Raw genomic sequence first — 22,857 nt, 5'->3', positions numbered from 1 at the left:
CTACTCTTTGGGGTGATCGTCCCATTTGTCACTGAGGATGCGTCGACTGTCGCCTTCTGGATCGTCGTACTGACGGGACTTCAAGGTGTAGAGAAATCCGACCAGACCCAGACCCCCCAGGATCAGTGAAATCGGGATCAGATAGGCAAGAACGTTCATCCACGCCCCCTGACCCGCAGCGCATTCAAGGACACAGTGATCGACGAGGTCGACATGGCCAGCGCCGCAATCAGGGGTGTGGCAAGACCCGCCACGGCCAGCGGCACGGCCACGATGTTGTAGAGCGTGGCAATCTGGAAGTTCTCGCGAATGCGCCGCGTGGCCTGTCGAGCAACCGCCAAAGCATCAGCAATCGGTTCCAGGTTCTGCCCAAGCAGCACCATGTCCGACGCCGCACGCGCAGCATCCAGCGCTTGCGCCGGGCTGATCGACACATGGGCCGTGGCCAAGGCGGCTGTGTCGTTCAGGCCGTCGCCAACCATTAGCACATGCCGCCCCTCATCCCTCAGCTTGGCAACAAAATGCGCCTTGGCGTCCGGCAACATGGCCGCGTGCCATTCGTCGATCTTTAGCCCGGCGGCAAAGCTGGCCACGGCAGGGGCACGGTCGCCAGACAACAGGATCACATCAACGCCCTGAGCCCGCAGGCCCGCGATTGCCTCAACCGCCCCTTGCCGCGGGGCGTCCGTGAAGGTCAAGAGCACAGGCGCTCCATCGCCCATATCCAGTGCGGCGCAAATGCTGTCATCGGGAGGTGTCACCCCGATCCAGTCGGGGCGTCCCAGCCGCACTGCCTGATTGTCCAGCAGCGCCTGGGTTCCGAAACCCGGTTTTTCAAAAATCTCAGTCACATCGGCCGGCGCTTGATTTTCAGTGCGTGCCATCCCGGCAATCGCACGCGAAAGCGGATGTGCAGATCCCTCGGCAAGCCCAAATGCCACAGATTTCTGCGCATTTGTAAGCTGTCCCCAGTTTATGATCTTCGGCTTGCCAGTGGTCAGGGTGCCGGTCTTGTCGAAAACCACCGTGTCCGCCTCAGCCAGACGTTCCAGGGCCGTTGCATTCTTGATCAACAGCCCCTTGCCGAACAACCTGCCGGATGCAGCCGTTGTGACCGCCGGAACCGCAAGACCGAGCGCACAAGGACAGGTGATGATCAAGACGGCGGCGGCGATGTTCAGCGAAACGCGCATGTCACCGGACCAGATCAACCAGCCCAAAAAGGCCAGGGCAGACAGGATGTGCACCCCGGGCGCGTAGAGTTTCGCCGCCCGATCCGCCAAGGAGGTGTACCGCGACCGACCACTTTCCGCGACGGCCACCAAGGCGGCCATGCGGTGCAGCGATGTCTCTTGCCCCACAGCGGTCGCCTGCAGAGTCAACGGACCCGTCAGGTTCACCTCGCCCGCGCTGATGGGGTCGCCGACATCACGCACTTCCGGTAGGGTTTCACCAGTGAGCATGGCGCGGTCAATCTCCGACCGGCCGTCGATGATGATACCGTCCACGGGGGCACGGGCGCCCGGGCGGATCAGGACATGATCGTCCATGCGCAAGTCGGCAACGGGCACCTCGACAGGTCCGTCCGCCGCCATACGCATGGCCCGCGGCACCTCCAACGCCGTCAGCTCTTCGGCGGCGGAACGGGCGGCGGAACGGGCGCGCGCATCGAGCCAGCGCCCGGCCAGCAGGAAAAACGTCAGCGTCAGGGCAGCGTCAAAGTAGGCATGGTGGCCGGAAAGCCATGTTTCCCAAAGCGAGGTCACCAGCGCCAGCACGATGGCCAGGCTGATGGGCACATCCATGTTCAGCTGTCCCGCGCGCAAGGCACTCCACGCATTACGGAAAAAGGGCTGCGCCGAAAACGAAATTGCGGGCAAGGCAATTGCGGCGGAAATCCAATGAAAGAGATCGCGTGTGGCGTCGGCGGCCCCCGACCAGACGGCGACAGACAGCAGCATGACATTCATGGACGCAAACCCGGCGACGGCCAGGCGCATCAACAGATCCTTGCTGGCATTGCGGGTTGCGGTGTCGTTCAGCGCGCCGGGGTCAAGCTCGTGTGCTTCGAACCCTTCCTTTTCCAGAACCGTGACGAGTTCTACCGCCTTCACCTCCGGCTCCGCGTCGATCAGGGCACGTTTGAGGGTCAGGTTCACCCGCGCTGATTTGATCCCGGGATGGGCATCCAGTGCCGCCTCCACCCTGGCGATGCAGGCCTGACAGTGGATCATGGGCAAAGACAGCATCAGTCGCGCATCCCCAGGCGGCGCCGAGACCGGCTCTGGCGGTCCGGCCAGACACCCCGGACAGGCGGCCGGGCTATTTGTGCTCAGCGCGCTCACTCCGCGCCTTTGGGAATATGCAGGATCACCCGCTGCTGAAAGACGGTGCCGTCATCGGCCAACGCCTTCATGCGCAGGTTCCAGTTCCCGGCCGCAAGCCGTGCCGGTGCCACATAGCGGCTACCGTCGAACACAAACGCCGGTGTCTGGTCATCCCGCACATGGGTGGCGCGCCCCAATGTGGCCTCCAGGGAAGCCACCTCGACCGGCGCGCCCTGAGCGTCGGTAATCGAAAGGACAACCTCGTCGCCACGCGCCTGCGCCAGCACGGACCAGCCCAGGGCTGTCTGGGCCGTGCGGTTTTTATCGAACGTCTGGCTGGCGACGTAGGAGTTCTTCACTTCCAGCCCGGGAAAGGTGCTGATCGCACTATAGGCGAGCAGCAGGTTGACGCTGATGATTATGGAAAACCCGATGACAAAAATCATTGCAACATGACGCCCGGTCAAAGGTCTGGATGTCGTGGTCATTGGGCCTCTCCTTTGCCGCTGAAGCTGCTGTCCTTGTAGGCGCGGTCACCGTTGCTGAGATCTTCGACCCAGAACCGCAGATCCGTCCGGGCCGCCTCTGCCGGGTCTGATCCGGGCGGCGCGATCACGTAGACCCGCTGCAGCAGCGAGGTATCCGTGGGCACGGTCACCGAGGCGTAAGGCGTGCCTTCCAGCTGAACACGTAGCGCCGGATTGCCTTTGACAAAGACCCGGAACAGGCGCTCCTCGTTGTTCTTGTTGCGCAAGCGGATGTCATAGGTATTACGGATCGATCCATCCGACAGGGTGACAAAAGTCGGGTTGCGGATGGGGGCAACCGTCATCTCGATATCTGCCCGAATGAAAAGCGCCACGATCAGGGCAAGGCCAACGCCGCCCCAGAGGGCGGTGTAGAGCAGCGTGCGGGGTCGGAACACATGCCGCCAGATCGCACGCGGCGCATGGCCTTCGCGTTCGCGGGTTTCGTCCGCCAATGCGATGTAGTCGATCAGACCCCGCGGTTTGCCGATACGTTCCATGACATCGTCGCAGGCATCGATGCACAACGCACAGGTAATGCACTCCAGCTGCTGGCCGTCACGGATGTCGATCCCCATCGGGCAGACATTCACGCAGGCCATGCAGTCGATACAGTCGCCCATGGGCTCGGTCTTGGCTTCCTGACTGTGTTTGCGCGGCTCTCCCCGCCAGTCGCGATAGGCAACGGTCAGCGTGTCTTCGTCCATCATCGCGGCCTGAATACGCGGCCAGGGGCAGGCATAGATGCAGATCTGCTCCCGCATAAACCCGCCAAAGACAAAGGTCGTGGCCGTCAGAAAGGCAACGGTGATGTAAGCTACAGCATGGGCCTGTCCGGTAAAGAGCTCGACAAACAGGGTTGGCGCATCGGCGAAATAGAAGACCCAGGCACCCCCGGTGGCCACGGCAATCAGCAGCCAAAGCACCCATTTGGTCACGCGCAGCCGTATCTTACGGACGTCCATTTTTTGCTGGCGGTGCAGGCGCAGGCGCGCGTTGCGGTCGCCTTCAACCCAGCGTTCGACCAGAATGAAAAGGTCGGTCCAGACCGTCTGCGGGCAGGCATAACCGCACCAGACGCGTCCCAGCGCGGAGGTAAAGAGGAACAATCCAAGCCCGGCCATGATCAGCAGCCCGGCCACGAAATAAAACTCATGGCTCCAGATTTCGATCCAGAAGAAATAGAACCGGCGGTTGGCCAGATCGAGCAGCACCGCCTGATCCGGCAGGCTCGGGCCCCTGTCCCACCTGATCCACGGGACAAGGTAGTAGATGCCAAGGGTGACCGCGAGGATCACCCATTTGAGGTTTCTGAAACGGCCGGAAACGCGGCGCGGGAAGATGGGTTCGCGGGCGGCGTAGAGGCTGGGAGGTTGCGCTTGATCTGTCACGACGGTCCTTGCGGGTTTCATCAGATGCAGTCAGGGCCGGAGCGTATTTGTGACACCATACCACAAACCCGGCCCTGTCCGGCGGGGATTATTCGCCCCCGCCAAGTTGGTGCACGTAGAGTGCCACCGCCCTGATCTGTGCCTCGGTCAAACGCTGTGTCCAAGGTGGCATGACGCCATAGCGGCTATAGGTCACAGTCTCGGTCAGGGTCTCTTCGTCACCGCCATAGAGCCAGATGGCATCGGCGAGATTCGGTGCCCCGAGATCGACATTTCCAAGACCGTTGTCGCCATGGCAGGCCGCGCAGTTGTCCGCAAAAAGCTCGGCCCCCGGCTCTGCCAGCGCGGGATCAAACGCATCGCCCGACAGCGACATGACATAGTTGACCACCTGGGTGATTTCCTCCGGTTCGAAAATCTCACCATAGGCGGGCATTTCGGAGTACCGTGCATCGGGGTCTTCCTCGTTGCGGATGCCATGCGCGATGGTGGTGTGAATGGCCTCGATATCGCCCCCCCAGAGCCAGTCATCGTCGAGCAGGTTCGGGTAGCCGACAAAACCAGCTGCACCCGACCCGTGACACTGCGCGCACCAGGTACGGAAAACCGCAGCCCCGGACGACACCGCATAGCTGTTCAATGTGGCATCTGCGGAAATCTCGGTCAGTTCTGCCGACGCCAGTTGCGCATTGATCCCAGCGTTGGCTTCTTCGACCGCATTGATTTCGGCGGCCACCTCGCCCCGGGTGGAATAGCCCAGCAGACCGGCGGTGGCAGAGGAGACCAGCGGCCACGCGGGATAGGCGATGGTATAGGCCACGCCCCAGACGATGGTGGCGTAAAAGGTCCACAGCCACCAGCGTGGCATCGGGTTGTCAAATTCCTCGATCCCGTCCCAGCTGTGGCCGGTGGTGTTCGGATCGCCCTCTTGTTTTGGGGGAACTTTGCTCATTTCTGTGCCTCCTTATCCGGGGCGGGTCGTTCGTCGTTTCGGAAAATCATGGTCGCGGCGTCACGGTGGGTCTTGCTGGAACCGGGCCGGATGACCCAGAACCAGATGCCAACGAAGACGCAGAACAGCAGCAACAGCATCCAGCTGTCGGCGAATTCACGTAAGAGACTGTAGGTTTCCATCGGTCTCTCCTTTAGCGGCTTGCGTCTGGGGTGAAGGTCGAGAAATCGACCAGCGTGCCCAGCATCTGCAGGTAAGCGATCAGCGCGTCGGCCTCGGAAATCCCCGGCTGGCCGTCGAAGTTGCGCACCTGCGCGCCCGGATAGCGTTCCAGCATGTCGTCATAGTCGCTGTCGGGATCGGCCTGCGCCCGGAAATCTGCTGCAGCCGACTGGATCATCTCGTCGGTGTAGGGCACGCCCACAAAGGCATGAGTCTCCAGCAGGTCCTGTACATGCTCGGCGTCCAGCAGCGTGCGCTCCAGAAAGCCGTACTTTGGCATGATCGACTCCGGCACCACGGACTGCGGGTCGCGCAGGTGATCGATATGCCAATCGTCGGAGTAACGTCCGCCCACCCGGGCCAGATCCGGCCCGGTGCGTTTGGAGCCCCACTGGTGCGGGTGGTCATACATGCTCTCTGCGGCAAGCGAGTAATGGCCATAGCGTTCCACCTCGTCGCGCATCGGGCGGATCATCTGGCTGTGGCAGACATAGCAGCCTTCGCGCACGTAGATATCCCGCCCGGTCAGTTCCAGCGGCGAATAGGGCCGCATGCCGTCGACTTTCTCGATGGTGTTTTCGAGGTAGAAGAGCGGCACGATCTGCACGATCCCACCGATGGTCACCACCAGAAAGCTGAGGATCAGCAACAGGGTGGCATTGGTTTCGATGAGCTTGTGTTTTGAAAGGATCGACATTTCACCCCTCCTTATTCAGCAGGGACAGCTGTACCGAGCGACGCCTTGGCAGGGGCCGCGCGGACAGTCATCCACAGATTGTAGCACATGATGATGGCACCGGAGAGGAACAGAACCCCGCCCAGACCGCGCACCACGTACATCGGGAACTTCGCGCTGACGGTGTCGGCAAAGCTGTTCACGAGGAAGCCGTTTGCGTCGACTTCGCGCCACATCAGGCCCTCCATGATGCCGGTCACCCACATGGACGCCGCGTAGAGCACGATGCCGATGGTGGCGAGCCAGAAGTGCCAGCTGACCAGTGACAGCGAGTAGAGCCGTTCGCGTTTCCACAGCACAGGCACCAGATAGTAGAGCGCGCCGAAGGTGATCAGACCGTTCCAGCCGAGCGCACCGGAGTGCACGTGCCCGATGGTCCAGTCGGTGTAATGCGACAGCGAGTTGACCGAGCGGATCGACATCATTGGCCCCTCGAAGGTGGACATGCCGTAGAAGGCGAGGCTGGTGACCATCATCCGCAGCACCGGGTCGGTGCGCAGCTTGTCCCAGGCGCCTTGCAACGTCATCAGACCGTTGATCATCCCACCCCAGCTGGGCATCCACAGGATGATCGAGAAGACCATGCCGAGCGTCGATGCCCAATCCGGCAGCGCGGTGTAGTGCAAGTGGTGCGGACCGGCCCAGATATAGAGGAAGATCAGCGCCCAGAAGTGGATGATCGACAGTTTATAGCTGAAAACCGGTCGTTCCGCCTGCTTCGGCACGAAGTAGTACATCATGCCCAGAAAGCCCGCCGTCAGGAAAAAGCCCACCGCGTTGTGGCCATACCACCACTGCACCATCGCATCCTGCACGCCCGAGAAGACCTGCACTGATTTCGAACCCCAGATCGAGACCGGGATCGAGATGTTGTTGACGATATGCAGCATCGCCACGGTCACGATGAAGGCCAGGAAGAACCAGTTGGCCACATAGATATGCGGCTCTTTGCGCTTGATGATCGTGCCGAGATAGACGGCGAGATAAGCGACCCAGACGATGGTCAGCCAGATGTCGACGTACCACTCAGGCTCCGCGTATTCCTTGGATTGCGTGCCACCCAGCAGGTAGCCGGTGGCGGCCAGAACGATGAAGAGCTGATAGCCCCAGAACACGAACCACCCCAGGTTGCCGCCCCACAGCCGCGCGGCTGAGGTCCGCTGCACCACGAAGAAGGACGTGGCGATCAGGGCGTTGCCCCCAAACGCAAAAATCACCGCAGAGGTGTGCAGCGGGCGTAACCTGCCAAAGTTCGCGTAGCCTTCGGCCCAGGCGAAATTCAGTTGTGGAAATGCCAGCTGAAAGGCGATCACCACGCCCACCAGAAACCCGACGACACCCCAGAACGCGGTGGCGATCACGCCCGCACGCACGACGCTGTCGAAATACTCATTTGTCGGTGTTGGCTTGGCGGGTTCATCGGTGGCGCGCAGGGTTGTCAGAAACAACCCCGCCGCAACGATCATGAAGATCACCATGTGGACCTGATAGGCAAGATCGCGGGCGTAGCTTGCCGCGATCATTGTGAACAGCGTGGCGAGCGCCAGGACCACCAGCTTCACGTAGTTTAGTGTTCCGGTATTCATTGCTCCGGGTTCCCTTCCGGTTAGCCCCACGCATGCGTGGGAACGTTCTTGGTGATGCGGGTGTCGCGCGAAGTGTCTCCGCGCGCCTTGATCTGCATCAACTCCCCAAAGGATTTACCCTGACAAAGATCAAGGAGATAGGGGAAATACGCGGCTAGGTTGAAAGAGAAGACCCTCTCGAAAGGACCCTGGCGATGTCGTTCAAAACCATTTTCACCGCAATGACCTCCTTTGACGCGCAAGAGGCCGCACTTGCACAGGCTGCGGCCATGACAGAAGCGCAGGATGCGCATCTTGATGTCATGTGTCTCGGTATGGACCGATCACGCAGCAACTACTACGAAGTTGGCGCAAATGCGTTCATCGTGCAAACGGCCCTAGAAGAGGCGCATAAGAAAGGCGCAAAAGTTCGCAAGGAAGTCGACGCCTGGCTGGAAACGAGCAAGCTGCGCTGGAACACAGCGATAGCGGTCGCAACATTGGCGGATGCCGGTCGGCCCTTGTCGCAGACCGCCCGTTTTGCCGACCTCTGCGTCGTTTCCCTGCCCTACCGCGATACCAGCAGCAGCGAGGAAAGCCTCATCCTAGAGGCGATGATGTTTGACGCAGCCTGCCCTACGCTGGTCATGCCCGATGTGGACCCGGTTGCCGTGCCCTCCCGCATTGTAATCGGCTGGAACGAGAGTGCCGAGGCGCTGCGGGCCATACGGTCTGCCATGCCGTTTCTGATTGCGGCGACAGAAGTTCATATCGCGATCATCGACCCGCCGGAACATGCGGCAGACCGGTCCGACCCTGGCGGCGCGCTGGCCGTTATGCTGTCCCGTCACGGCGTCAACTGCGACATCCAGGTGATGTCACGCAGCGGTGCCCGTGTGAGCGAGCGCCTGCAGCGCCACGTGACGGAAACGGATTCGGATATGCTGGTCATGGGCGGCTACGGGCATTCCCGCTTCCGCGAGGCGATCCTGGGCGGCGCCACACGGGAAATGCTGGAGCATGCGAAAGTGCCCGTATTCATGGCGCATTAGGACCTACGCGATGGCGGGTCAGGTCAGGTAACCGCCATCGCTGTCATCTCCCGCTTCGGTCAGCAGCCGGTCCATGTCCGGTATGCTGATTTTCCGCTTGCCACTGAGCGAGATGATCCCATCGCGTTTCAGCGCCGATATCTGGCGGCTGACCGTCTCCAGTGTCAGCCCGAGGTAATCAGCCATCGCTTCGCGGGTCAGGGGAAGGTCAAAGACAAGCTCCTTGCCGGGCGGTGCCGACCCGAGCAGCGCATCCCGCCGTGCGATGATCGACAACAGGCTGGCGATTTTTTCCCGCGCGGTCTTGCGGCCCAAAACCAGCATCCATTCCCGCGCCGCGTCCAACTCGTCCAAAGTCATTTCCAGCAGGCGATGCGCCACATGGGGTGTGGTATCGATCATCTTCTCGAAGGGTTTGCGCCGAAAACAACACATCGTCAGATCGGTTGTCGCGGTGACCGTGTAGGCCGCCACACCGCGCCCCGGACGCCCCACGAAATCCGACGGCAACAAGAGGCCCACCATCTGCGTGCGCCCGTCCTCCATCGTCTGGGTCAGGGTCGCCACGCCGGAGACCACGGAGGCTACAAAATCCATATGGTCGCCGGCCCACATCACCGGCTGCCCGGCGCTGAAGCTGCGGTAGTATTTGATGTCCTCCAGCAGCTCCAGCTCTTCGCTGTCGCATTTGGCACAGACCGCGCGATGCCGGATCGGGCAGTCGGTACAATTCTTGAAGGCAGGGGCAACCGCCTGCTGCATTTTGAGGCTCCATTTTTTGATCTGTGTCAAGGAACGATGACAGGGCGCACTTTATTGGATCAGTATGCACATGACATCCAAATTAGCCAAGCTGGGGCTTTTTGACGCGATGGTTCCGCGTTATACGAGCTACCCCACCGCGCCTCAGTTCAAACCCACGACCGGCAGTGAGCATATGCGGGAGTGGGTGCAGGCGGTCCCGCCGGGCAGTCAGATTTCGCTTTATCTGCACATTCCGTTCTGCCGCAGGCTGTGCTGGTTCTGTGCCTGCCGGACGCAAGGCACGCAGACCCTGTCGCCGGTGGCAAGCTATCTGCAGACGCTGATACAGGAAATCGAAATGCTCGGCCACTGGCTGCCGGAGGGTGTTACGTTGAGCCGAATGCATTGGGGCGGCGGTACGCCAACGCTGCTTTCGCCAGCGATGATTAATGAGCTCTCTGACGCAGTGGCGGCGATTGCCCCCCTGGCGCGCACTGCGGAGTTTTCCGTAGAGATCGACCCCAATGAGATAGACGCCGCGCGCGTGGATGCGCTGGCCAGGGCGGGGATGACCCGTGCCTCCATCGGGGTTCAGGATTTCGATCCGGAGGTGCAAAACACGATCGGCCGCATTCAGGGATTCGAGATCACCCGCGACGCGGCGGAAATGCTGCGCGGGGCCAGCATCACCTCTCTCAATGCGGACATCCTCTTTGGGTTACCGCATCAGGATGAGGCACGCATTGCCGATTCCGTGCAGAAACTGCTGACGTTGAATCCAGACCGTGTCGCCCTCTACGGCTATGCGCATGTGCCTTGGATGGCACGGCGGCAATCAATGATCCCCAGCGACGCCCTGCCCGCGCCGGAAAAGCGGCTGAAACTCTTTGATACCGCACGGCGCTTGTTTGACTGGGACGGGTATACTCAGATCGGGATCGATCACTTTGCAGCGCCACATGACACGCTCGCCATTGCGGCGCGCGCCGGGCGGCTGCGGCGAAACTTCCAGGGCTATACGGACGATCCCGCTGACGTTTTGATCGGGCTCGGGGCCTCCGCGATTTCGCGTTTTCCACAAGGATACGCGCAGAACGCACCGGCAACCTCCGCCTATGCAAAGGCGATCCAGCAGGGGCATTTCTCCACCACGCGCGGGCATGCGTTCGCGGGTGACGATCTGCTGCGGGCGCGGATCATCGAGGCGCTGATGTGCGATTTCGAAGTAAGCCTGATCGACATCACCACCCGCTTCCCGGGGTCAGGCGCACGCGTCACCGCCTTGCTGCGCGAGGCAGCGGAGCGTTTTGACGATATGGTGCAGATCAGTGAGACCGGCCTGCGTATTCGCCCCGAAGGGAAACCCCTGACCCGAATCATCGCCCGGCATTTCGATGCCTATGACATGTCGGGCGCCGGGCACGCGTCGGCCATCTGAGAGCAGAGGTGGCCCAAGGCCCACCCTACCTGCTGCCTCGCGATGGCCCTTCCCCAGCTTAGGTCGTCGCTTGCAGAAGCGTTTGTGTGTAGCTGTGTTGCGGGCGGTCGAAGACTGCGTCGACATCGCCGGTCTCGATGACATCGCCGCGCTTCATCACCATGACCTGATGCGACATGGCCCGCACGACTTTCAGGTCATGCGAGATGAAGATATAGGCCAGCCCGTATTTTGCCTGAAGATCGCGCAGCAGGTCCACGATCTGGACCTGAACGGTCATATCCAGTGCCGAGGTCGGCTCATCCAGCACCAGCAACCGGGGCCGCAACACCATGGCGCGGGCAATGGCAATCCGCTGGCGTTGCCCGCCGGAGAACTCATGCGGGTAGCGGTCCATGGTCGCGGGATCGAGGCCAACCTCCACCATCACCTCCCGCACCAGATCGCGCGGATCACGGTCCGCATCGACCTTATGAATGCCCAGCCCTTCGGAGATGATCTGCGCACAGGTCATGCGGGGCGAGAGCGAGCCGTAGGGATCCTGAAACACGATCTGCATGTCCTTGCGCAGCCCGCGCAGTTCCCGTGTCGACCACTTGCGCACGTCCTGCCCCATGAAGACGATCTGCCCTTCGGAGGCGATGAGCCGCATCACCGCCAGCGCCAGCGTGGTCTTGCCGGATCCGCTTTCGCCCACGATGCCGATGGTTTCGCCCGCCCGCACCGACAGGCTCGCGTCATTCACGGCCTTTACATGGCCCACCGTGCGGCGCAGCAGACCCGCGTGGATCGGGAACCAGATTTTTAGATTGTCGGTTTTTGCGACAACCTCGGCGGTCTCCGGCACGGGCGCAGGGGTGCCCGACGGCTCAGCACTCAGAAGCTTGATGGTGTAGGGATGCTGCGGCGCGTCAAAGATTTCGCGCGTGGGCCCTGTTTCCACGATTTCGCCGTGCTGCATGACGCAGACCCGGTCCGCGATCCGCCGCACGATGCCGAGGTCATGGGTGATGAACAAAAGCCCCATGCCCAGGCGGTCCTTGAGCTCTTTCAGCAGGTCGAGAATCTGCGCCTGGATGGTGACGTCCAGCGCTGTGGTCGGTTCGTCCGCGATCAGCACGTCCGGCTCATTGGCCAGCGCCATGGCGATCATCACGCGCTGCCGCTGCCCGCCCGAGAGCTGATGCGGATAGCTGCCGATCCGGCTTTCGGCGTCCTGAATCCCGACCTGATCCAGCAGTTCGAGAATGCGGCCACGGGCGGCCGCACCAGCCAGGCCCTGATGCAGGGCGAGGCTCTCCGCCAGTTGCTTTTCAATGGTGTGCAGCGGGTTGAGCGATGTCATCGGCTCCTGAAAGATGAAGCTGATGTCATTGCCGCGCACCTTGCGCAGCTGCGCCTCACCCGCACCGATCATCTGCTGACCTTCATAGGTGACAGATCCGGAGACCTCTGCGCTGTCGCCCAGCAAGGACACGGTTGACAGCGCCGAGACGGATTTGCCTGATCCGGATTCACCCACCAGCGCAACGGTCTCCCCACGTTCCACCGAGAAGCTCACACCCTTCACGGCTTCGGTGAGCTGCCCGTCCTGCCGGAACCCGACCCGCAGGTCTTTCACCTCCAGAAGTGCGCTCATGAAAATGTCTTTCTGGGATCAAAGGCGTCGCGGATGCCTTCGAAGATGAAGACCAGAAGCGAGAGCATGATGGCGAAGGTAAAGAAGGCCGTGAAGGCCAGCCAGGGCGCTTGCAGGTTCTGTTTCGCCTGCAGGGTGAGTTCACCCAGCGAGGGCGCCGAAGAGGGCAGGCCAAAGCCCAGAAAATCGAGAATCGCCAACGTCGAGATCGTCCCGGTGATGATGAAGGGCAGCATTGTCAGCATCGCCACCATCGCGTTGGGCAGCATATGGCGGAACATGATCGTGACGTTCGATACCCCCAAGGCGCGCGCGGCCCGGACGTATTCCAGATTGCGGGCGCGCAGGAATTCAGCGCGCACGACGCCCACCAGAGATGTCCAGCTGAAGAGCACGAGCAGGATGACCAGTAGCCAGAAACTGCGCCCCAGAATGGCGAACATGATGATGATCACATAAAGCGACGGGGTCGAGGACCAGATCTCGATGATGCGCTGAAAGATGAGGTCGGTCTTGCCGCCGAAAAACCCCTGGACCGCGCCTGCGAATATACCGATCAGGCTCGCGGCGCCGGTGACGATCAGCGTGAACAGAATCGACAGGCGGAACCCGTGGATGACCCGCGCCAGCACATCGCGTTTGGTGCCATCGGTGCCCAGCAGGTTTTCCCCATTGGGCGGCAGCGGCGCTGCACCCGGTCTGTCGACGGCGGTGTTGAAGGAATAGGGGATCAGCGGCCAGATGGCCCAGCCCTTTTCGATGGTCTCGCCATCGACGACGCCGTCCTGCGCGTCCTCAAAGTATCCTTCGGGATCATCGAAACACAGATCAAGACCGCCGGTTTCAATCAGGCATTTCACCTCGGGATCGCGGTAGACCGCCTCGGTCTGGAAATCGCCACCGAACTCAGTCTCCGGGTAGAAATTCCAGATCGGCGTATAGTAGCTGCCACGATACTGCACGAGGATGGGTTTGTCATAGGCCACGAATTCGGCCATCAGCGAGATGCCAAAAAGCAGCGCGAAAATCCAAAGCGACCAATAGGCCCGCTTGTTCCGTTTGAAGTTGCGCCAGCGGCGTTGGTTGAGGGGGGACAGAGCCATCAGCCTTCCCTCCGCTCAAAATCGATCCGCGGGTCGACCAACACGTACATCAGGTCCGACAGGATACCCACGATCAGGCCGATCAGCCCAAAGATGAAAAGCGTGCCGAAGACCACCGGGTAATCGCGCGCCACCGCCGCCTCGAAGCCGAGGCGGCCAAGGCCATCGAGGCTGAAAATCGTCTCGATGATCAGCGATCCGCCAAAGAACACCCCGATGAAAACCGCCGGGAAGCCAGCGATCACGATCAGCATCGCGTTGCGGAACACATGGCCGTAGAGCACGCGACGTTCGGCCAAGCCCTTGGCGCGAGCGGTAATCACGTATTGCTTTTTGATCTCGTCGAGAAAGCTGTTTTTGGTCAGCAGCGTCAGCGTGGCAAAGGCCGAGATGGTCGAGGCCAGCACCGGCAGTGTGATGTGCCAGAAGTAATCCGCCACCTTGCCCAGCGGGGTGAGCTGGTCGAAGTTATCCGACGTCAGACCGCGCAGCGGGAAGATCTGCCAGTAAGAGCCGCCGGCGAAGAGCACGAGCAGCAGGATGGCGAAGAGAAACCCCGGGATCGCATAGGCCGCGATGATGGCACCGGAGGTCCATGTGTCAAAGCTGGTCCCGTCCTTGACCGCCTTGCGAATGCCCAGCGGGATCGACACCAAGTAGGCAATCAGCGTGGACCAGAGGCCCAACGTGATCGAGACCGGCAGCTTTTCCTTGATCAGATCGATGACCGAAATGGATCGGAAATAGCTTTCTCCGAAATCGAACCGGGCGTAGTTCCAAAGCATGTTCAGAAACCGCTCCACCGGAGGTTTGTCGAATCCGAACTCTTTTTCCAGTTCTGCAATGAACTCTGGCGGCAATCCCCGCGCACCGATGTATTCACTCTCATTCGCGGTGGTGGCAAGCTCATCCGCCCCGGCGTCGTTGTTTGTCCCGGCAAAGCCGCCAAAGACATCGCCTCCACCCTGTGCACGGGCAATTGCCTGTTCCACGGGGCCGCCGGGTACAAACTGCACCAGGGCGAAATTGATCAGCATGATCCCGAGCAGAGTCGGAATGATCAGCAGCAATCGTCGGACAATATAGGCGCCCATACAGCGGTTACCTCAGCGCCCCGGCATCGCGCAAGGCATCCGCCTTGTCCTGATTATACCACCAGAAATCGAGCTGCCCCAATGCGTAAGGCGGAATGTCTTCGGGATGCTCATACTGATCGTAATATGCCACCCAGTGATCGGGATTATACCACAGGGGGATCATGAAGAATTCATGTCTCAACGCACGATCAAGCGCCATGACCGCAGCCTTTTCCTCTTCGCGGGTCACCACCTGCAAGGATCTGTCAATGATGGCATCGACCAGAGGGCTGGCCAAGCCGGCAGGGTTGAAAAGAGAAAACTCGGCGGCTTCAGATCCATAGAATTGGGGCAGACCCGTTCCCGTCCCCAAAAACGCAGCGTATTGATCAAAAACCAGATCATAATCGCGGTCTCGTTCACGAGACGTATATTGCGCGGGGTCCACGATTTCGAGCGTGATGTCGATACCAAGCTTTCGAACATTGGCGACGAAATTCTCCATCACCGCTTTGCCCGTAGCCGAAGACGACCCGCTGAGCAGAAAATTCAGCTTCAGGGGTTTACCCGATGCGTCAGCACGTGTGCCGTTGTCACCGATGGTATAGCCCGCCTCATCCAGCAACTGCATGGCCCGACGTGCATTGCGCCTATCGAAGACCCGGGACGCATTCGACGTATGGGGCTGGCGCACGTCCTCGGTCAGCATCTCCGGTGGGACAAGATCGCCCAGTGACTGCAACAGCTCAAGTTCCAGCCCTTCCGGTTTCCCCTTTGCCTCGATGGGCGTTCCTTGTGAAAACGACGAACGCTGCGAAAAAAGGCCGTATTGCAGGCTCTCGTTGGTCCATTCGAAGTTGAATGCCAGCGCAATCGCCTCCCGTACACGCCTGTCTTTCAAGACGTCTTTCCCAAGGTTAAAGACAATCCCTGTTGGCACCGGAGGCGACCCATCAGGCAACGACTTTTTAACGACATGGCCCTGATCGACCTTTGGAAAATCGTATCCGGTGGCCCATTTGCGGCTGTCGCCTTCCGAGCGGAACGTATATTCACCCGCCTTGAAGCCTTCGAACGCCGCCGTGTCGTCGCCGAAAATTTCCAGCCGTATGCGATCAAAATTGTTGCGGCCAACGTTGATCGGCAAATCCTTTCCCCAGTAGTCCGGGTTGCGCTTGAGAACGATCCGCCGTGTCAGGTCGACGCTTTCGATCACGTAAGGACCGGAGCCGGGCGGTGTCTCGATCCAGGTTTCATCCAACCTATTGCCGGTCTCATCAAACCATTTCTTTTGCCACACGGTGGTATTGCCGACCTGCTCAATCAGGCTCCGGCGCGAAATACCATCGGCGAAGTAGAACTTGACGGTATGATCGTCGATCGCCTCGACTTTCGGGATGCGTTTTTTCACTGCCTCACGAAAGGATCTGAGACCCTGATCCAGGATCAGATTGTGGCTAAAGACGACATCATGCGCAGTGACGGGTGTCCCATCCGAAAACCGCGCCTCGGGGCGCATGCGGAAAATAACCCATTCGCGGCCCTTGGGATATTCCACGCTCTCGCACAAAAGGCAGTAATATTCGCTGTAAACGTCCGCGGGCAGCGACACCTGACTTGGCGCTGACCCCAGCAGGCTCTCATAGTGGAAAACCGAAAAGAGATGCGCCCGGCCCTTGCCGTTGTAGGGGTTCATCGAATCGAGTGTCCCCACAAAAGACAGGGAGATTTCGCCGCCCTTGGGCGCGTCAGGATTCACATAGTTGAAGTGATTGAAGTCCTTTGGATAGGTCAGCTCGCCGTAAAAGGAGTAGCCATGGCTGACAATCGTTTCTTCCTCGGCGCGCAGGCTGCTGGTCCAGAAAAGCGCCAGCGTCAGGATCAGTAGGCCGGTACTGAAATCTAGGGCGCGCGCCGCCGCCGTACGTGTCTTCGCCTGAGCCTGGGGGGGTGTCATCTGGCATATCCTCCGGTCTTGCGCCGTCTGTGTCGGCATCTGCGTCGTTAACCATGTAAGCTAACGGGACACCACGCCAAGTTACAAGTTGCGAAAATGTGATCCGGAGTGCACTGCCACCTTGACGCAACAAAAAAAGCCGCCTGTTTCTTAACAAGCGGCTTTTTTGGTTAATTTGTCGTTAAGACCAGATTTCTAAATCAGTTAGCGAGGCTGTCGAGATAGGCGATCAGATCGGCACGCTCTTCCACTTTGCGCAGACCGGCAAAGCTCATCGACGTGCCGGGCGCGTAAGACGACGGCTTTTCCAGGAATCCGTTGAGGTTTTCCGCCGTCCAGGCGCCGTCCATGGACGCCAGCGTGTCGGAGTAGTTGAAACCACCCACTGCGCCTTTTTCACGACCGACAACGCCGTAAAGATGCGGGCCTGTGCCATTCTCGCCATCGGCCAGTTTGTGACAGGCCGAGCATTTGCGGAACACCTTGGCGCCGTCTTCGGGATCGGCCGCCGCAAGAACCGTTGCGAAATCGACCTCCTCGACCTCTGCCACCTCTTCACCACCTTCGACCTCGATCACGTAGGATGCCTCGCCATGGCTTTCCACATGGTACAATTCTTCCGCAGCCCATTTACCTAGCAGAAACACGAGCAGCGCGCCGCAGATGCCACCGGCTGCTTTGGTGAAGGTCATTGTGTCGAACATACTCAGCGATCCGTTTCTATGGGTTTGGGCGGTATCTATTGCTTCACCTTACCGGTGGCAAGGTGTACTTACCGCGACCAATCGACCTCGCATAGAAGAAAAGAACCAAGGATCGCTTAATGAGCACAGCATCGTCCGCCCGTATCGCCTTTCAGGGAGAGCTGGGGGCCTATAGCCACGAGGCCTGCCGCATGGCGCGCCCCGACATGACGCCGGTGCCCTGCGCGACGTTCGAAGATGCGGTGGATGCCGTGCGTTCAGGGGACGCGGAACTGGCGATGCTGCCGGTTGAAAACTCGACCTACGGGCGCGTCGCCGACATTCATTCCCTGCTGCCCAAGTCCGGGCTGCACATCATCGAAGAAGCCTTTGTGCGTGTACACATCAACTTGCTGGCCGTACCGGGAACACCTGTAAGTGATATCAAATCAGCGATGAGCCACACCGTTTTGTTGGGACAGTGCAAGGAATTCCTCGCGCAACACGGCATTTCGCGGGTAACCGGCGCAGACACGGCAGGCTCAGCCAAGGAAGTAGCAGCTACCGGAGATCCATCCATGGCTGCGCTTGCCAGTGAACTGGCGGCAGAGATCTATGGCCTCGACCTCCTGGCGCGCCACATCGAAGATGAGGGCAATAACACAACCCGGTTCTTGTTGATGTCGCCCGAGGCCGACCATAAACGCCGCGGCGCTCATGGCATGATCACCAGCTTCGTCTTTGAGGTGCGCAACATACCCGCCGCGCTCTATAAAGCCATGGGCGGCTTTGCGACCAACGGCATCAACATGACCAAGCTGGAAAGCTATATGGTCGGCGGGTCCTTCACCGCCACGCAATTTTATGCCGATATCGAAGGACACCCCGAGGATCCCGGCGTGCGGCGCGCGCTGGAAGAGTTGGATTACTTCACCAATATGATCGAGATTCTGGGTGTGTATCCGGCTGACCCTGGACGCAACTAGATGCAGCGCGGAAACTAGCTCAACGCCTGTACATCCCGCCGCATCTTGCCGATCAGTGTCCAGTCGCGTGATCCATCCAGTACCGCCCGAGCCGACGCGCTAACCTGCGCGCCCAGATTGTCGAACCACATCAACAACGCTTCGCCGACGGCGAGTTTCTCGTTGATTTCGGAGATTTCGACCAAGGTTCCATCAGCGCCCAGATCGGTCAACTGAATGTCACAGGTCCCACGATTGAATGTCCGGTTGCGATCACTGGTGTCGGCGTGGAAATCGTAGTGGAATCGCCGGAACGGGCTGCACTCCTTCACCTCAATCTGCAATTCAAGCACAGCGCTGCCGCCCAGGCCGATTTTCTGCACAAAATGCCCGGGCTCGCCCGGTTTGGGATCAAAGGCGCGCAGTGTTTTTGTGTAATATGCCCCTAAATCGTTCGGGTTTGGCACCAGCCGCGCCCAGACCTCTTCCGGTCTTTGGCGTGTTTTGAACTTCGAATTGAGACGCACGGCGAAACCAAGGCCGGATTTCTGCCACCACTGCCCGTAAATGATGTGGTGCAAGAGTGCGAAGAAAAAGAATACGGAACACGATAAAATCCAGTCCGGCAACCCATCCGTCACCCGGGAAAAGGACGAGCGCTGCAGCACTGCCATGGCGAAAAAGACAAGCGCGCCAATTTCCATGACCACACGGAAACTGGGAAAAAGTGACACGCCGATGAAACCCAGCAGTCCGATGATCAACATAAAGAGAAAGGTGATCAGCAAGTCTATGGCCAGTGTCGCGCCATCATCCACCGCGTTGAACTGCAAAAACCCCGCGAGCCCGAAGAACAGTGTACCAACGAGAACACGGCGATAATGGAGGCGGATTAGTGTCATCATGATAGCCAGAAAGCAGCGAAAGATGGTAAAGTCGCGACCGGCTTTGGGCAAATCCATGGTTAAGCCGTTTAGGCGCTGTTGCGATACTGCTCTTCCATCTGGCCAATATAGCTTGCAATGCGCTCTTTGTACTTCCTGGTAAGTGAAGACTTTGTCAGCCTGAGAGGCTGTAGCAGCAGCCGTGCCGAAAGGGTAAGCGGGCGCATTTCGAGGCTGACCATGATACGGGTCCGGCTTGTTGAAAGCGCGATGAGCTCAAACCGCGTGTCTCCGTGCAACCCCGGAGATGTGAGTTCCAGAACCATGTGATGCGGCGGCTCATAGACCTCGACCTCCAGCTTGAGCTCTCTGGTGCGGCCCCGCACTTGAAAGCGGGCAAGCCATTTCATCCCGACGCCCACAGTCGTCAGGTCGTCGATGCGCTGAACATCCGCACCCCGCCGCATAGCCGCACGCTCAAAGTGCTCAAAACGCGTCAGCATCGCGAACACGGCGTCGATCGGGGCTTCCATGACCTCTTGCGTCGAAAATTTCATAAGGCGCCTGTATCAGCCTGTCCGTTGATATCTGGTCAATCCAACCTGTCCGCAAGCCAGTTTTCCAGTAAAAAATGCGCAATCGCACCTTTGCGAGCAGGCAGGATGCGTGGATGACCCCCTGAAAAAACCTGCATCATTTCTTCTCGGCTGACCCATAGCGCGTCTTCGATTTCGACGGGATCGATCGTGATCTCCTCGCTGGTTGCCTCGCCAGCGCAGCCGAACATTAAAGATGCCGGAAAGGGCCAGGGCTGGCTGGCCAGATAGCTGACAGGCCCGACGGACACCCCTGTTTCCTCAAAAACCTCGCGCCGAACGGCGGCTTCCAGCGTCTCCCCCGGCTCGACAAACCCAGCGAGCAGGGAGTACATCCCGTCAGGCCATCCCGGTGACCGCCCCATCAACACGCTGTTTCCCCGCGTAATCAGCATGATCACAACGGGGTCGGTGCGCGGGAAATGGGTCCCGGCGCATTCTGGGCATTTGCGCTGCCACCCCGCTAGACTGACCTCCGATTTCACGCCGCACCTGGAACAGAACTTATGCGTCTCGTGCCAGCCAAAGACGGCCTTCCCGGTCGTCGCAAGTTCCGCATCACGGGGGGTGAGCCATGTCATGATACGCCTTAGTTCCAAAAATGCCATTGTGTCAGGCAAGGCGGGGTGCTGCTGCTCTGTCGGGTCGAGAAACCCGCCGAGTGCGGATGCATCCAGATCCTCCGGCACCCAGTCGGAAAGGTGATAGGCAAAGCGGAAAGCGCCATCTTCACGACCCAGCAGAATGTGCTCATGCGAGGCCGATGCCAGAACCGGATGATCCAGCGGGAGGCGCACGAGTTCGGACGGTCTCTGCGTCGTGATTAGCGGCTTGCCCCGCCAGAACAGGATTGCCCGACTGTCCGGGTGATTGCGGGCAGATTGCAAGGCAGCTGCATCCTCACGCACCTCGCCCGCCCGGTCCAGCGAGGACCCGCCAAAGGTCACCGTTTCCGCGTGTTTCATACCCTGTCCCTGTCGTTTCTTGAACGACTGGCACGCAGTCTGTGGTCTTGCAAGACCAAACCTTTGTTTGAAACACGACAAGCCTTGCCAACCATTGCGCGATCTGATGGATATTAATTCGTGCTCAAGTTGACAAACTCCCGATCATGATTGCTGCTGACTCATTGCCAGACCAAGCTACCTGTTCCGCCACCATAGAGGTCAGGATGCGCCTGCTCGCAACCAGCGATTTGCATATGCAGTTGATTGCCTATGACTACTTAAGAGACTGCCATACGGGGGCGGAGAGTCTGTCACGGCTGGCAACGCTGATCCAAAAGGCACGGGAAGAGGCCGCCGAAACGGGCGCGATCTGCCTGCTGATGGATAATGGTGACACGCTGCAAGGCACGCCGCTGGGCGTGCACCTCGCCCAGCATCACGTAACGCCACACCCGATGGTCACTGCCATGAATGCCCTGGGATACGATGCTGTAGGTATTGGCAATCATGACTTCGACCACGGAACAAATCATCTTGCGCGCTGCATCAAGGAGTTTGACGCCCCTGTCGTTTGTTCCAACCTTACTTCTGACCGGCTGCCATCACTACTGCCTTACGCATTGCTTGACCGTCAGACGGCTTTGGCATCCGGTGATCTAACGACCTTGCGCATTGGCGTCGTCTCTGCCTTGCCGCAACAAACGGCGACGTGGAACCGACACCATCTTGATGACTCCGCCCGGGTGACACCGCCGCTTTCCGCCCTAGCGGGAACCGTTCAACAGGCGAAATCCGAGGGCGCTGATCTGGTTGTTGCGCTTGCACATATGGGCATCGCGCAATTCGATGAAGGTGACGATGCTCAGAATCAGGTCGCAGAAGTGGCTGCGCTGGCAGGTGTTGATGCGGTGATCGCGGGCCATACTCACTTGCGGTTTCCCGGTCCGGACCACGAAGACGTTGAAGGTATCGACTGTGAGGCGGGTCGGATTGCAGGAAAGCCAGTTGTCATGCCCGGCAGCGGTGCGTGCTGTCTGGGAGTGATTGATCTGTCTCTGAAACCGGACAAAACCGGGACCAGCTGGCTGGTGAACAACTCCACAGTTGTGCTCAGAGGGCTGACACCAGATGTCGGTGAGGACACCATAATCGCTGACTTCGCACAGGAGGCACATCAGGCTACGCGCACGAATCTGGCACGCCCTGTTGCGCACCTCGGCGCCCCGATGCACAGCTACTTTGCCCTTGCTTCTCCAAGCCCGATCACCGCGCTCATGGCCGAAGCTAAAAAACACGCAATCTCAAGGGCCGTTGAAAACACCGACTTGGCGGCCCTGCCCTTGCTGGCCGCTGCGGCAACACCGGCGACCGGCGGGTTTGAAGGGCCCGGTAACTTTATCGCCTTGCCCGCGGGCCAGCTTGAGCGGCGACATGTGGCCGGCCTCATCCCCTATGCGAATCAAGTCTGGGCGGTCAAAGCCAGCGGCGCCCGAATTGCCGGATGGCTGGAACGCTCCTCCTTGTTGTTCAACATCCTGCAGCCAGACACGCCGGATCAGATGCTGATCGACCCGCAGGTGCCAGGGTTTCGTTTCGACGCGCTTTATGGATTGGAGTATAAGATCGACCTGACGCAGCCCGCACGGTTTGACGTGGCGGGGCGCCCGGTTGAAGGCGCAACAGGGCGGGTCTCGGACATCACGTGGCAGGGACAACCCGTTCGTCCGGATCAGGAATTCCTCGTCGCTGTCACCGATCACCGCGCTGGCGGCGGAGGAACGTTCCGCCCTTTTGATGACGATGACATTATGGTGCGGGAAGATGCACCCCTTGATCGGGCCTTGATCAACTATCTTGAGGCGCCGGACTGTCAAGCCGTGCGATCCGCCACGCCTTGGCGGTTTGCACGCTCGTCGGGTTTGAGCGCGATATTGAACACTGCACCGGATGCGCTGAACCACCTGTCTGACATCGCGCAACTGCGCCCGGAACCCTGTGGATACACGCAGGATGGCTTTGTACGCCTGCGTTTGCATCTCTAGATCAGACCCTT

The 22,857-nt window shown here is 59.8% G+C and carries 21 protein-coding genes; 4 read left to right on the top strand and 17 right to left on the bottom strand.

Features of this window, described 5'->3' with window-relative positions; translation table 11 throughout:
* The 8 genes from ccoS to ccoN all read right to left on the bottom strand — a co-directional run bounded on the left by ccoS (position 1) and on the right by ccoN (position 7,741).
* Positions 1-159: a cbb3-type cytochrome oxidase assembly protein CcoS gene (ccoS, locus tag Q1A52_RS16730; RefSeq protein ID WP_299778898.1), complete on the bottom strand. Its 159-nt coding sequence runs from the start codon at positions 157-159 to the stop codon at positions 1-3.
* Positions 156-2,345: a heavy metal translocating P-type ATPase gene (locus Q1A52_RS16725; protein WP_300017899.1), complete on the bottom strand. Its 2,190-nt coding sequence runs from the start codon at positions 2,343-2,345 to the stop codon at positions 156-158. Before Q1A52_RS16725 ends, ccoS begins: the two co-directional genes overlap by 4 nt.
* Entirely contained in the window at positions 2,342-2,815 is a 474-nt protein-coding gene (locus Q1A52_RS16720) for a FixH family protein (RefSeq protein ID WP_300017896.1), read from the bottom strand. The genes Q1A52_RS16725 and Q1A52_RS16720 overlap by 4 nt, the downstream gene beginning before the upstream one ends.
* A complete protein-coding gene (gene ccoG, locus Q1A52_RS16715; RefSeq protein ID WP_300017893.1) occupies positions 2,812-4,266 on the bottom strand; it encodes a cytochrome c oxidase accessory protein CcoG in 1,455 nt (484 codons plus the stop codon). Before ccoG ends, Q1A52_RS16720 begins: the two co-directional genes overlap by 4 nt.
* Positions 4,267-4,333: 67 nt before the next feature.
* The gene (gene ccoP, locus Q1A52_RS16710; protein WP_300017890.1) at positions 4,334-5,197 is read right to left on the bottom strand and encodes a cytochrome-c oxidase, cbb3-type subunit III; all 864 of its coding nucleotides are present in this window, start codon (positions 5,195-5,197) and stop codon (positions 4,334-4,336) included.
* The gene (locus Q1A52_RS16705) at positions 5,194-5,379 is read right to left on the bottom strand and encodes a cbb3-type cytochrome c oxidase subunit 3 (RefSeq protein WP_195821543.1); all 186 of its coding nucleotides are present in this window, start codon (positions 5,377-5,379) and stop codon (positions 5,194-5,196) included. The genes ccoP and Q1A52_RS16705 overlap by 4 nt, the downstream gene beginning before the upstream one ends.
* Positions 5,380-5,390: 11 nt before the next feature.
* A complete protein-coding gene (gene ccoO, locus Q1A52_RS16700) occupies positions 5,391-6,116 on the bottom strand; it encodes a cytochrome-c oxidase, cbb3-type subunit II (RefSeq protein WP_300017887.1) in 726 nt (241 codons plus the stop codon).
* A gap of 11 nt (positions 6,117-6,127) precedes the next feature.
* The gene (gene ccoN / locus Q1A52_RS16695) at positions 6,128-7,741 is read right to left on the bottom strand and encodes a cytochrome-c oxidase, cbb3-type subunit I (protein WP_300017884.1); all 1,614 of its coding nucleotides are present in this window, start codon (positions 7,739-7,741) and stop codon (positions 6,128-6,130) included.
* Positions 7,742-7,935: 194 nt separating this feature from the next.
* On the opposite strand from ccoN, the gene Q1A52_RS16690 reads away from it, so the two are divergent.
* On the top strand, positions 7,936-8,772 hold the full coding sequence (locus Q1A52_RS16690; protein ID WP_300017881.1) for a universal stress protein: 837 nt from the start codon (positions 7,936-7,938) through the stop codon (positions 8,770-8,772).
* 18 nt (positions 8,773-8,790) lie between these two features.
* On the opposite strand, the gene fnrL is transcribed toward Q1A52_RS16690, so the two are convergent.
* Positions 8,791-9,534: a transcriptional regulator FnrL gene (gene fnrL, locus Q1A52_RS16685; RefSeq protein WP_195821539.1), complete on the bottom strand. Its 744-nt coding sequence runs from the start codon at positions 9,532-9,534 to the stop codon at positions 8,791-8,793.
* Positions 9,535-9,598: 64 nt separating this feature from the next.
* On the opposite strand from fnrL, the gene hemN reads away from it, so the two are divergent.
* Positions 9,599-10,954 (top strand): oxygen-independent coproporphyrinogen III oxidase, encoded by a 1,356-nt coding sequence (hemN, locus tag Q1A52_RS16680; protein WP_300017878.1) that lies wholly within the window; start codon positions 9,599-9,601, stop codon positions 10,952-10,954.
* Positions 10,955-11,012: 58 nt separating this feature from the next.
* Here hemN and Q1A52_RS16675 read toward each other — a convergent pair whose 3' ends face one another.
* The 5 genes from Q1A52_RS16675 to Q1A52_RS16655 all read right to left on the bottom strand — a co-directional run bounded on the left by Q1A52_RS16675 (position 11,013) and on the right by Q1A52_RS16655 (position 17,433).
* Positions 11,013-12,593, bottom strand: a complete 1,581-nt coding sequence (locus Q1A52_RS16675) for an ABC transporter ATP-binding protein (RefSeq protein ID WP_300017875.1) — start codon at positions 12,591-12,593, stop codon at positions 11,013-11,015.
* A complete protein-coding gene (locus Q1A52_RS16670) occupies positions 12,590-13,696 on the bottom strand; it encodes an ABC transporter permease (protein ID WP_299954344.1) in 1,107 nt (368 codons plus the stop codon). Before Q1A52_RS16670 ends, Q1A52_RS16675 begins: the two co-directional genes overlap by 4 nt.
* Positions 13,696-14,790, bottom strand: a complete 1,095-nt coding sequence (locus tag Q1A52_RS16665; protein WP_195821535.1) for a microcin C ABC transporter permease YejB — start codon at positions 14,788-14,790, stop codon at positions 13,696-13,698. The genes Q1A52_RS16670 and Q1A52_RS16665 overlap by 1 nt, the downstream gene beginning before the upstream one ends.
* Before the next feature lie 7 nt (positions 14,791-14,797).
* Positions 14,798-16,729: an extracellular solute-binding protein gene (locus Q1A52_RS16660; RefSeq protein WP_300017872.1), complete on the bottom strand. Its 1,932-nt coding sequence runs from the start codon at positions 16,727-16,729 to the stop codon at positions 14,798-14,800.
* Between the two features lie 200 nt (positions 16,730-16,929).
* On the bottom strand, positions 16,930-17,433 hold the full coding sequence (locus Q1A52_RS16655; RefSeq protein ID WP_299954349.1) for a cytochrome c family protein: 504 nt from the start codon (positions 17,431-17,433) through the stop codon (positions 16,930-16,932).
* 119 nt (positions 17,434-17,552) lie between these two features.
* Between Q1A52_RS16655 and Q1A52_RS16650 the strand changes: the two genes are divergently transcribed.
* Positions 17,553-18,398 carry a prephenate dehydratase gene (locus Q1A52_RS16650; protein ID WP_300017868.1) on the top strand — a complete coding sequence of 282 codons (846 nt, stop codon included), beginning with the start codon at positions 17,553-17,555 and terminating at the stop codon, positions 18,396-18,398.
* Positions 18,399-18,412: 14 nt separating this feature from the next.
* Here the strand turns inward: Q1A52_RS16650 and Q1A52_RS16645 are convergent, their stop codons facing one another.
* The 3 genes from Q1A52_RS16645 to nudC are packed head-to-tail and all read right to left on the bottom strand — an operon-like array spanning position 18,413 to position 20,822.
* The gene (locus Q1A52_RS16645; protein ID WP_300017865.1) at positions 18,413-19,339 is read right to left on the bottom strand and encodes a hypothetical protein; all 927 of its coding nucleotides are present in this window, start codon (positions 19,337-19,339) and stop codon (positions 18,413-18,415) included.
* Positions 19,340-19,350: 11 nt separating this feature from the next.
* Positions 19,351-19,818, bottom strand: coding sequence for an SRPBCC family protein (locus tag Q1A52_RS16640; protein ID WP_300017862.1), 468 nt, complete (start codon positions 19,816-19,818; stop codon positions 19,351-19,353).
* A gap of 35 nt (positions 19,819-19,853) precedes the next feature.
* Positions 19,854-20,822: an NAD(+) diphosphatase gene (gene nudC / locus Q1A52_RS16635; RefSeq protein ID WP_300017859.1), complete on the bottom strand. Its 969-nt coding sequence runs from the start codon at positions 20,820-20,822 to the stop codon at positions 19,854-19,856.
* Positions 20,823-20,986: 164 nt separating this feature from the next.
* Here nudC and Q1A52_RS16630 point away from each other — a divergent pair, with 164 nt between their 5' ends.
* Positions 20,987-22,846 carry a 5'-nucleotidase C-terminal domain-containing protein gene (locus Q1A52_RS16630; protein ID WP_300017856.1) on the top strand — a complete coding sequence of 620 codons (1,860 nt, stop codon included), beginning with the start codon at positions 20,987-20,989 and terminating at the stop codon, positions 22,844-22,846.
* The last annotated feature ends 11 nt before the right edge of the window (positions 22,847-22,857 follow it).

The sequence above is a fragment of the uncultured Roseobacter sp. genome, assembly GCF_947488185.1.
Classification (GTDB): Bacteria; Pseudomonadota; Alphaproteobacteria; order Rhodobacterales; family Rhodobacteraceae; genus Roseobacter.
Note: the sequence above shows the minus strand (reverse complement) of the source record. Positions and strands in the feature narration are given on the sequence as shown.

Coding starts and splice junctions, on each gene's coding strand:
- ccoS (WP_299778898.1), bottom strand. CDS start 159: ATGAACGTTCTTGCCTATCTGATCCCGATTTCACTGATCCTGGGGGGT.
- Q1A52_RS16720 (WP_300017896.1), bottom strand. CDS start 2,815: ATGACCACGACATCCAGACCTTTGACCGGGCGTCATGTTGCAATGATT.
- ccoG (WP_300017893.1), bottom strand. CDS start 4,266: ATGAAACCCGCAAGGACCGTCGTGACAGATCAAGCGCAACCTCCCAGC.
- ccoP (WP_300017890.1), bottom strand. CDS start 5,197: ATGAGCAAAGTTCCCCCAAAACAAGAGGGCGATCCGAACACCACCGGC.
- Q1A52_RS16705 (WP_195821543.1), bottom strand. CDS start 5,379: ATGGAAACCTACAGTCTCTTACGTGAATTCGCCGACAGCTGGATGCTG.
- ccoO (WP_300017887.1), bottom strand. CDS start 6,116: ATGTCGATCCTTTCAAAACACAAGCTCATCGAAACCAATGCCACCCTG.
- ccoN (WP_300017884.1), bottom strand. CDS start 7,741: ATGAATACCGGAACACTAAACTACGTGAAGCTGGTGGTCCTGGCGCTC.
- Q1A52_RS16690 (WP_300017881.1), top strand. CDS start 7,936: ATGTCGTTCAAAACCATTTTCACCGCAATGACCTCCTTTGACGCGCAA.
- fnrL (WP_195821539.1), bottom strand. CDS start 9,534: ATGCAGCAGGCGGTTGCCCCTGCCTTCAAGAATTGTACCGACTGCCCG.
- hemN (WP_300017878.1), top strand. CDS start 9,599: ATGCACATGACATCCAAATTAGCCAAGCTGGGGCTTTTTGACGCGATG.
- Q1A52_RS16675 (WP_300017875.1), bottom strand. CDS start 12,593: ATGAGCGCACTTCTGGAGGTGAAAGACCTGCGGGTCGGGTTCCGGCAG.
- Q1A52_RS16670 (WP_299954344.1), bottom strand. CDS start 13,696: ATGGCTCTGTCCCCCCTCAACCAACGCCGCTGGCGCAACTTCAAACGG.
- Q1A52_RS16665 (WP_195821535.1), bottom strand. CDS start 14,790: ATGGGCGCCTATATTGTCCGACGATTGCTGCTGATCATTCCGACTCTG.
- Q1A52_RS16660 (WP_300017872.1), bottom strand. CDS start 16,729: ATGACACCCCCCCAGGCTCAGGCGAAGACACGTACGGCGGCGGCGCGC.
- Q1A52_RS16655 (WP_299954349.1), bottom strand. CDS start 17,433: ATGTTCGACACAATGACCTTCACCAAAGCAGCCGGTGGCATCTGCGGC.
- Q1A52_RS16650 (WP_300017868.1), top strand. CDS start 17,553: ATGAGCACAGCATCGTCCGCCCGTATCGCCTTTCAGGGAGAGCTGGGG.
- Q1A52_RS16645 (WP_300017865.1), bottom strand. CDS start 19,339: ATGGATTTGCCCAAAGCCGGTCGCGACTTTACCATCTTTCGCTGCTTT.
- Q1A52_RS16640 (WP_300017862.1), bottom strand. CDS start 19,818: ATGAAATTTTCGACGCAAGAGGTCATGGAAGCCCCGATCGACGCCGTG.
- nudC (WP_300017859.1), bottom strand. CDS start 20,822: ATGAAACACGCGGAAACGGTGACCTTTGGCGGGTCCTCGCTGGACCGG.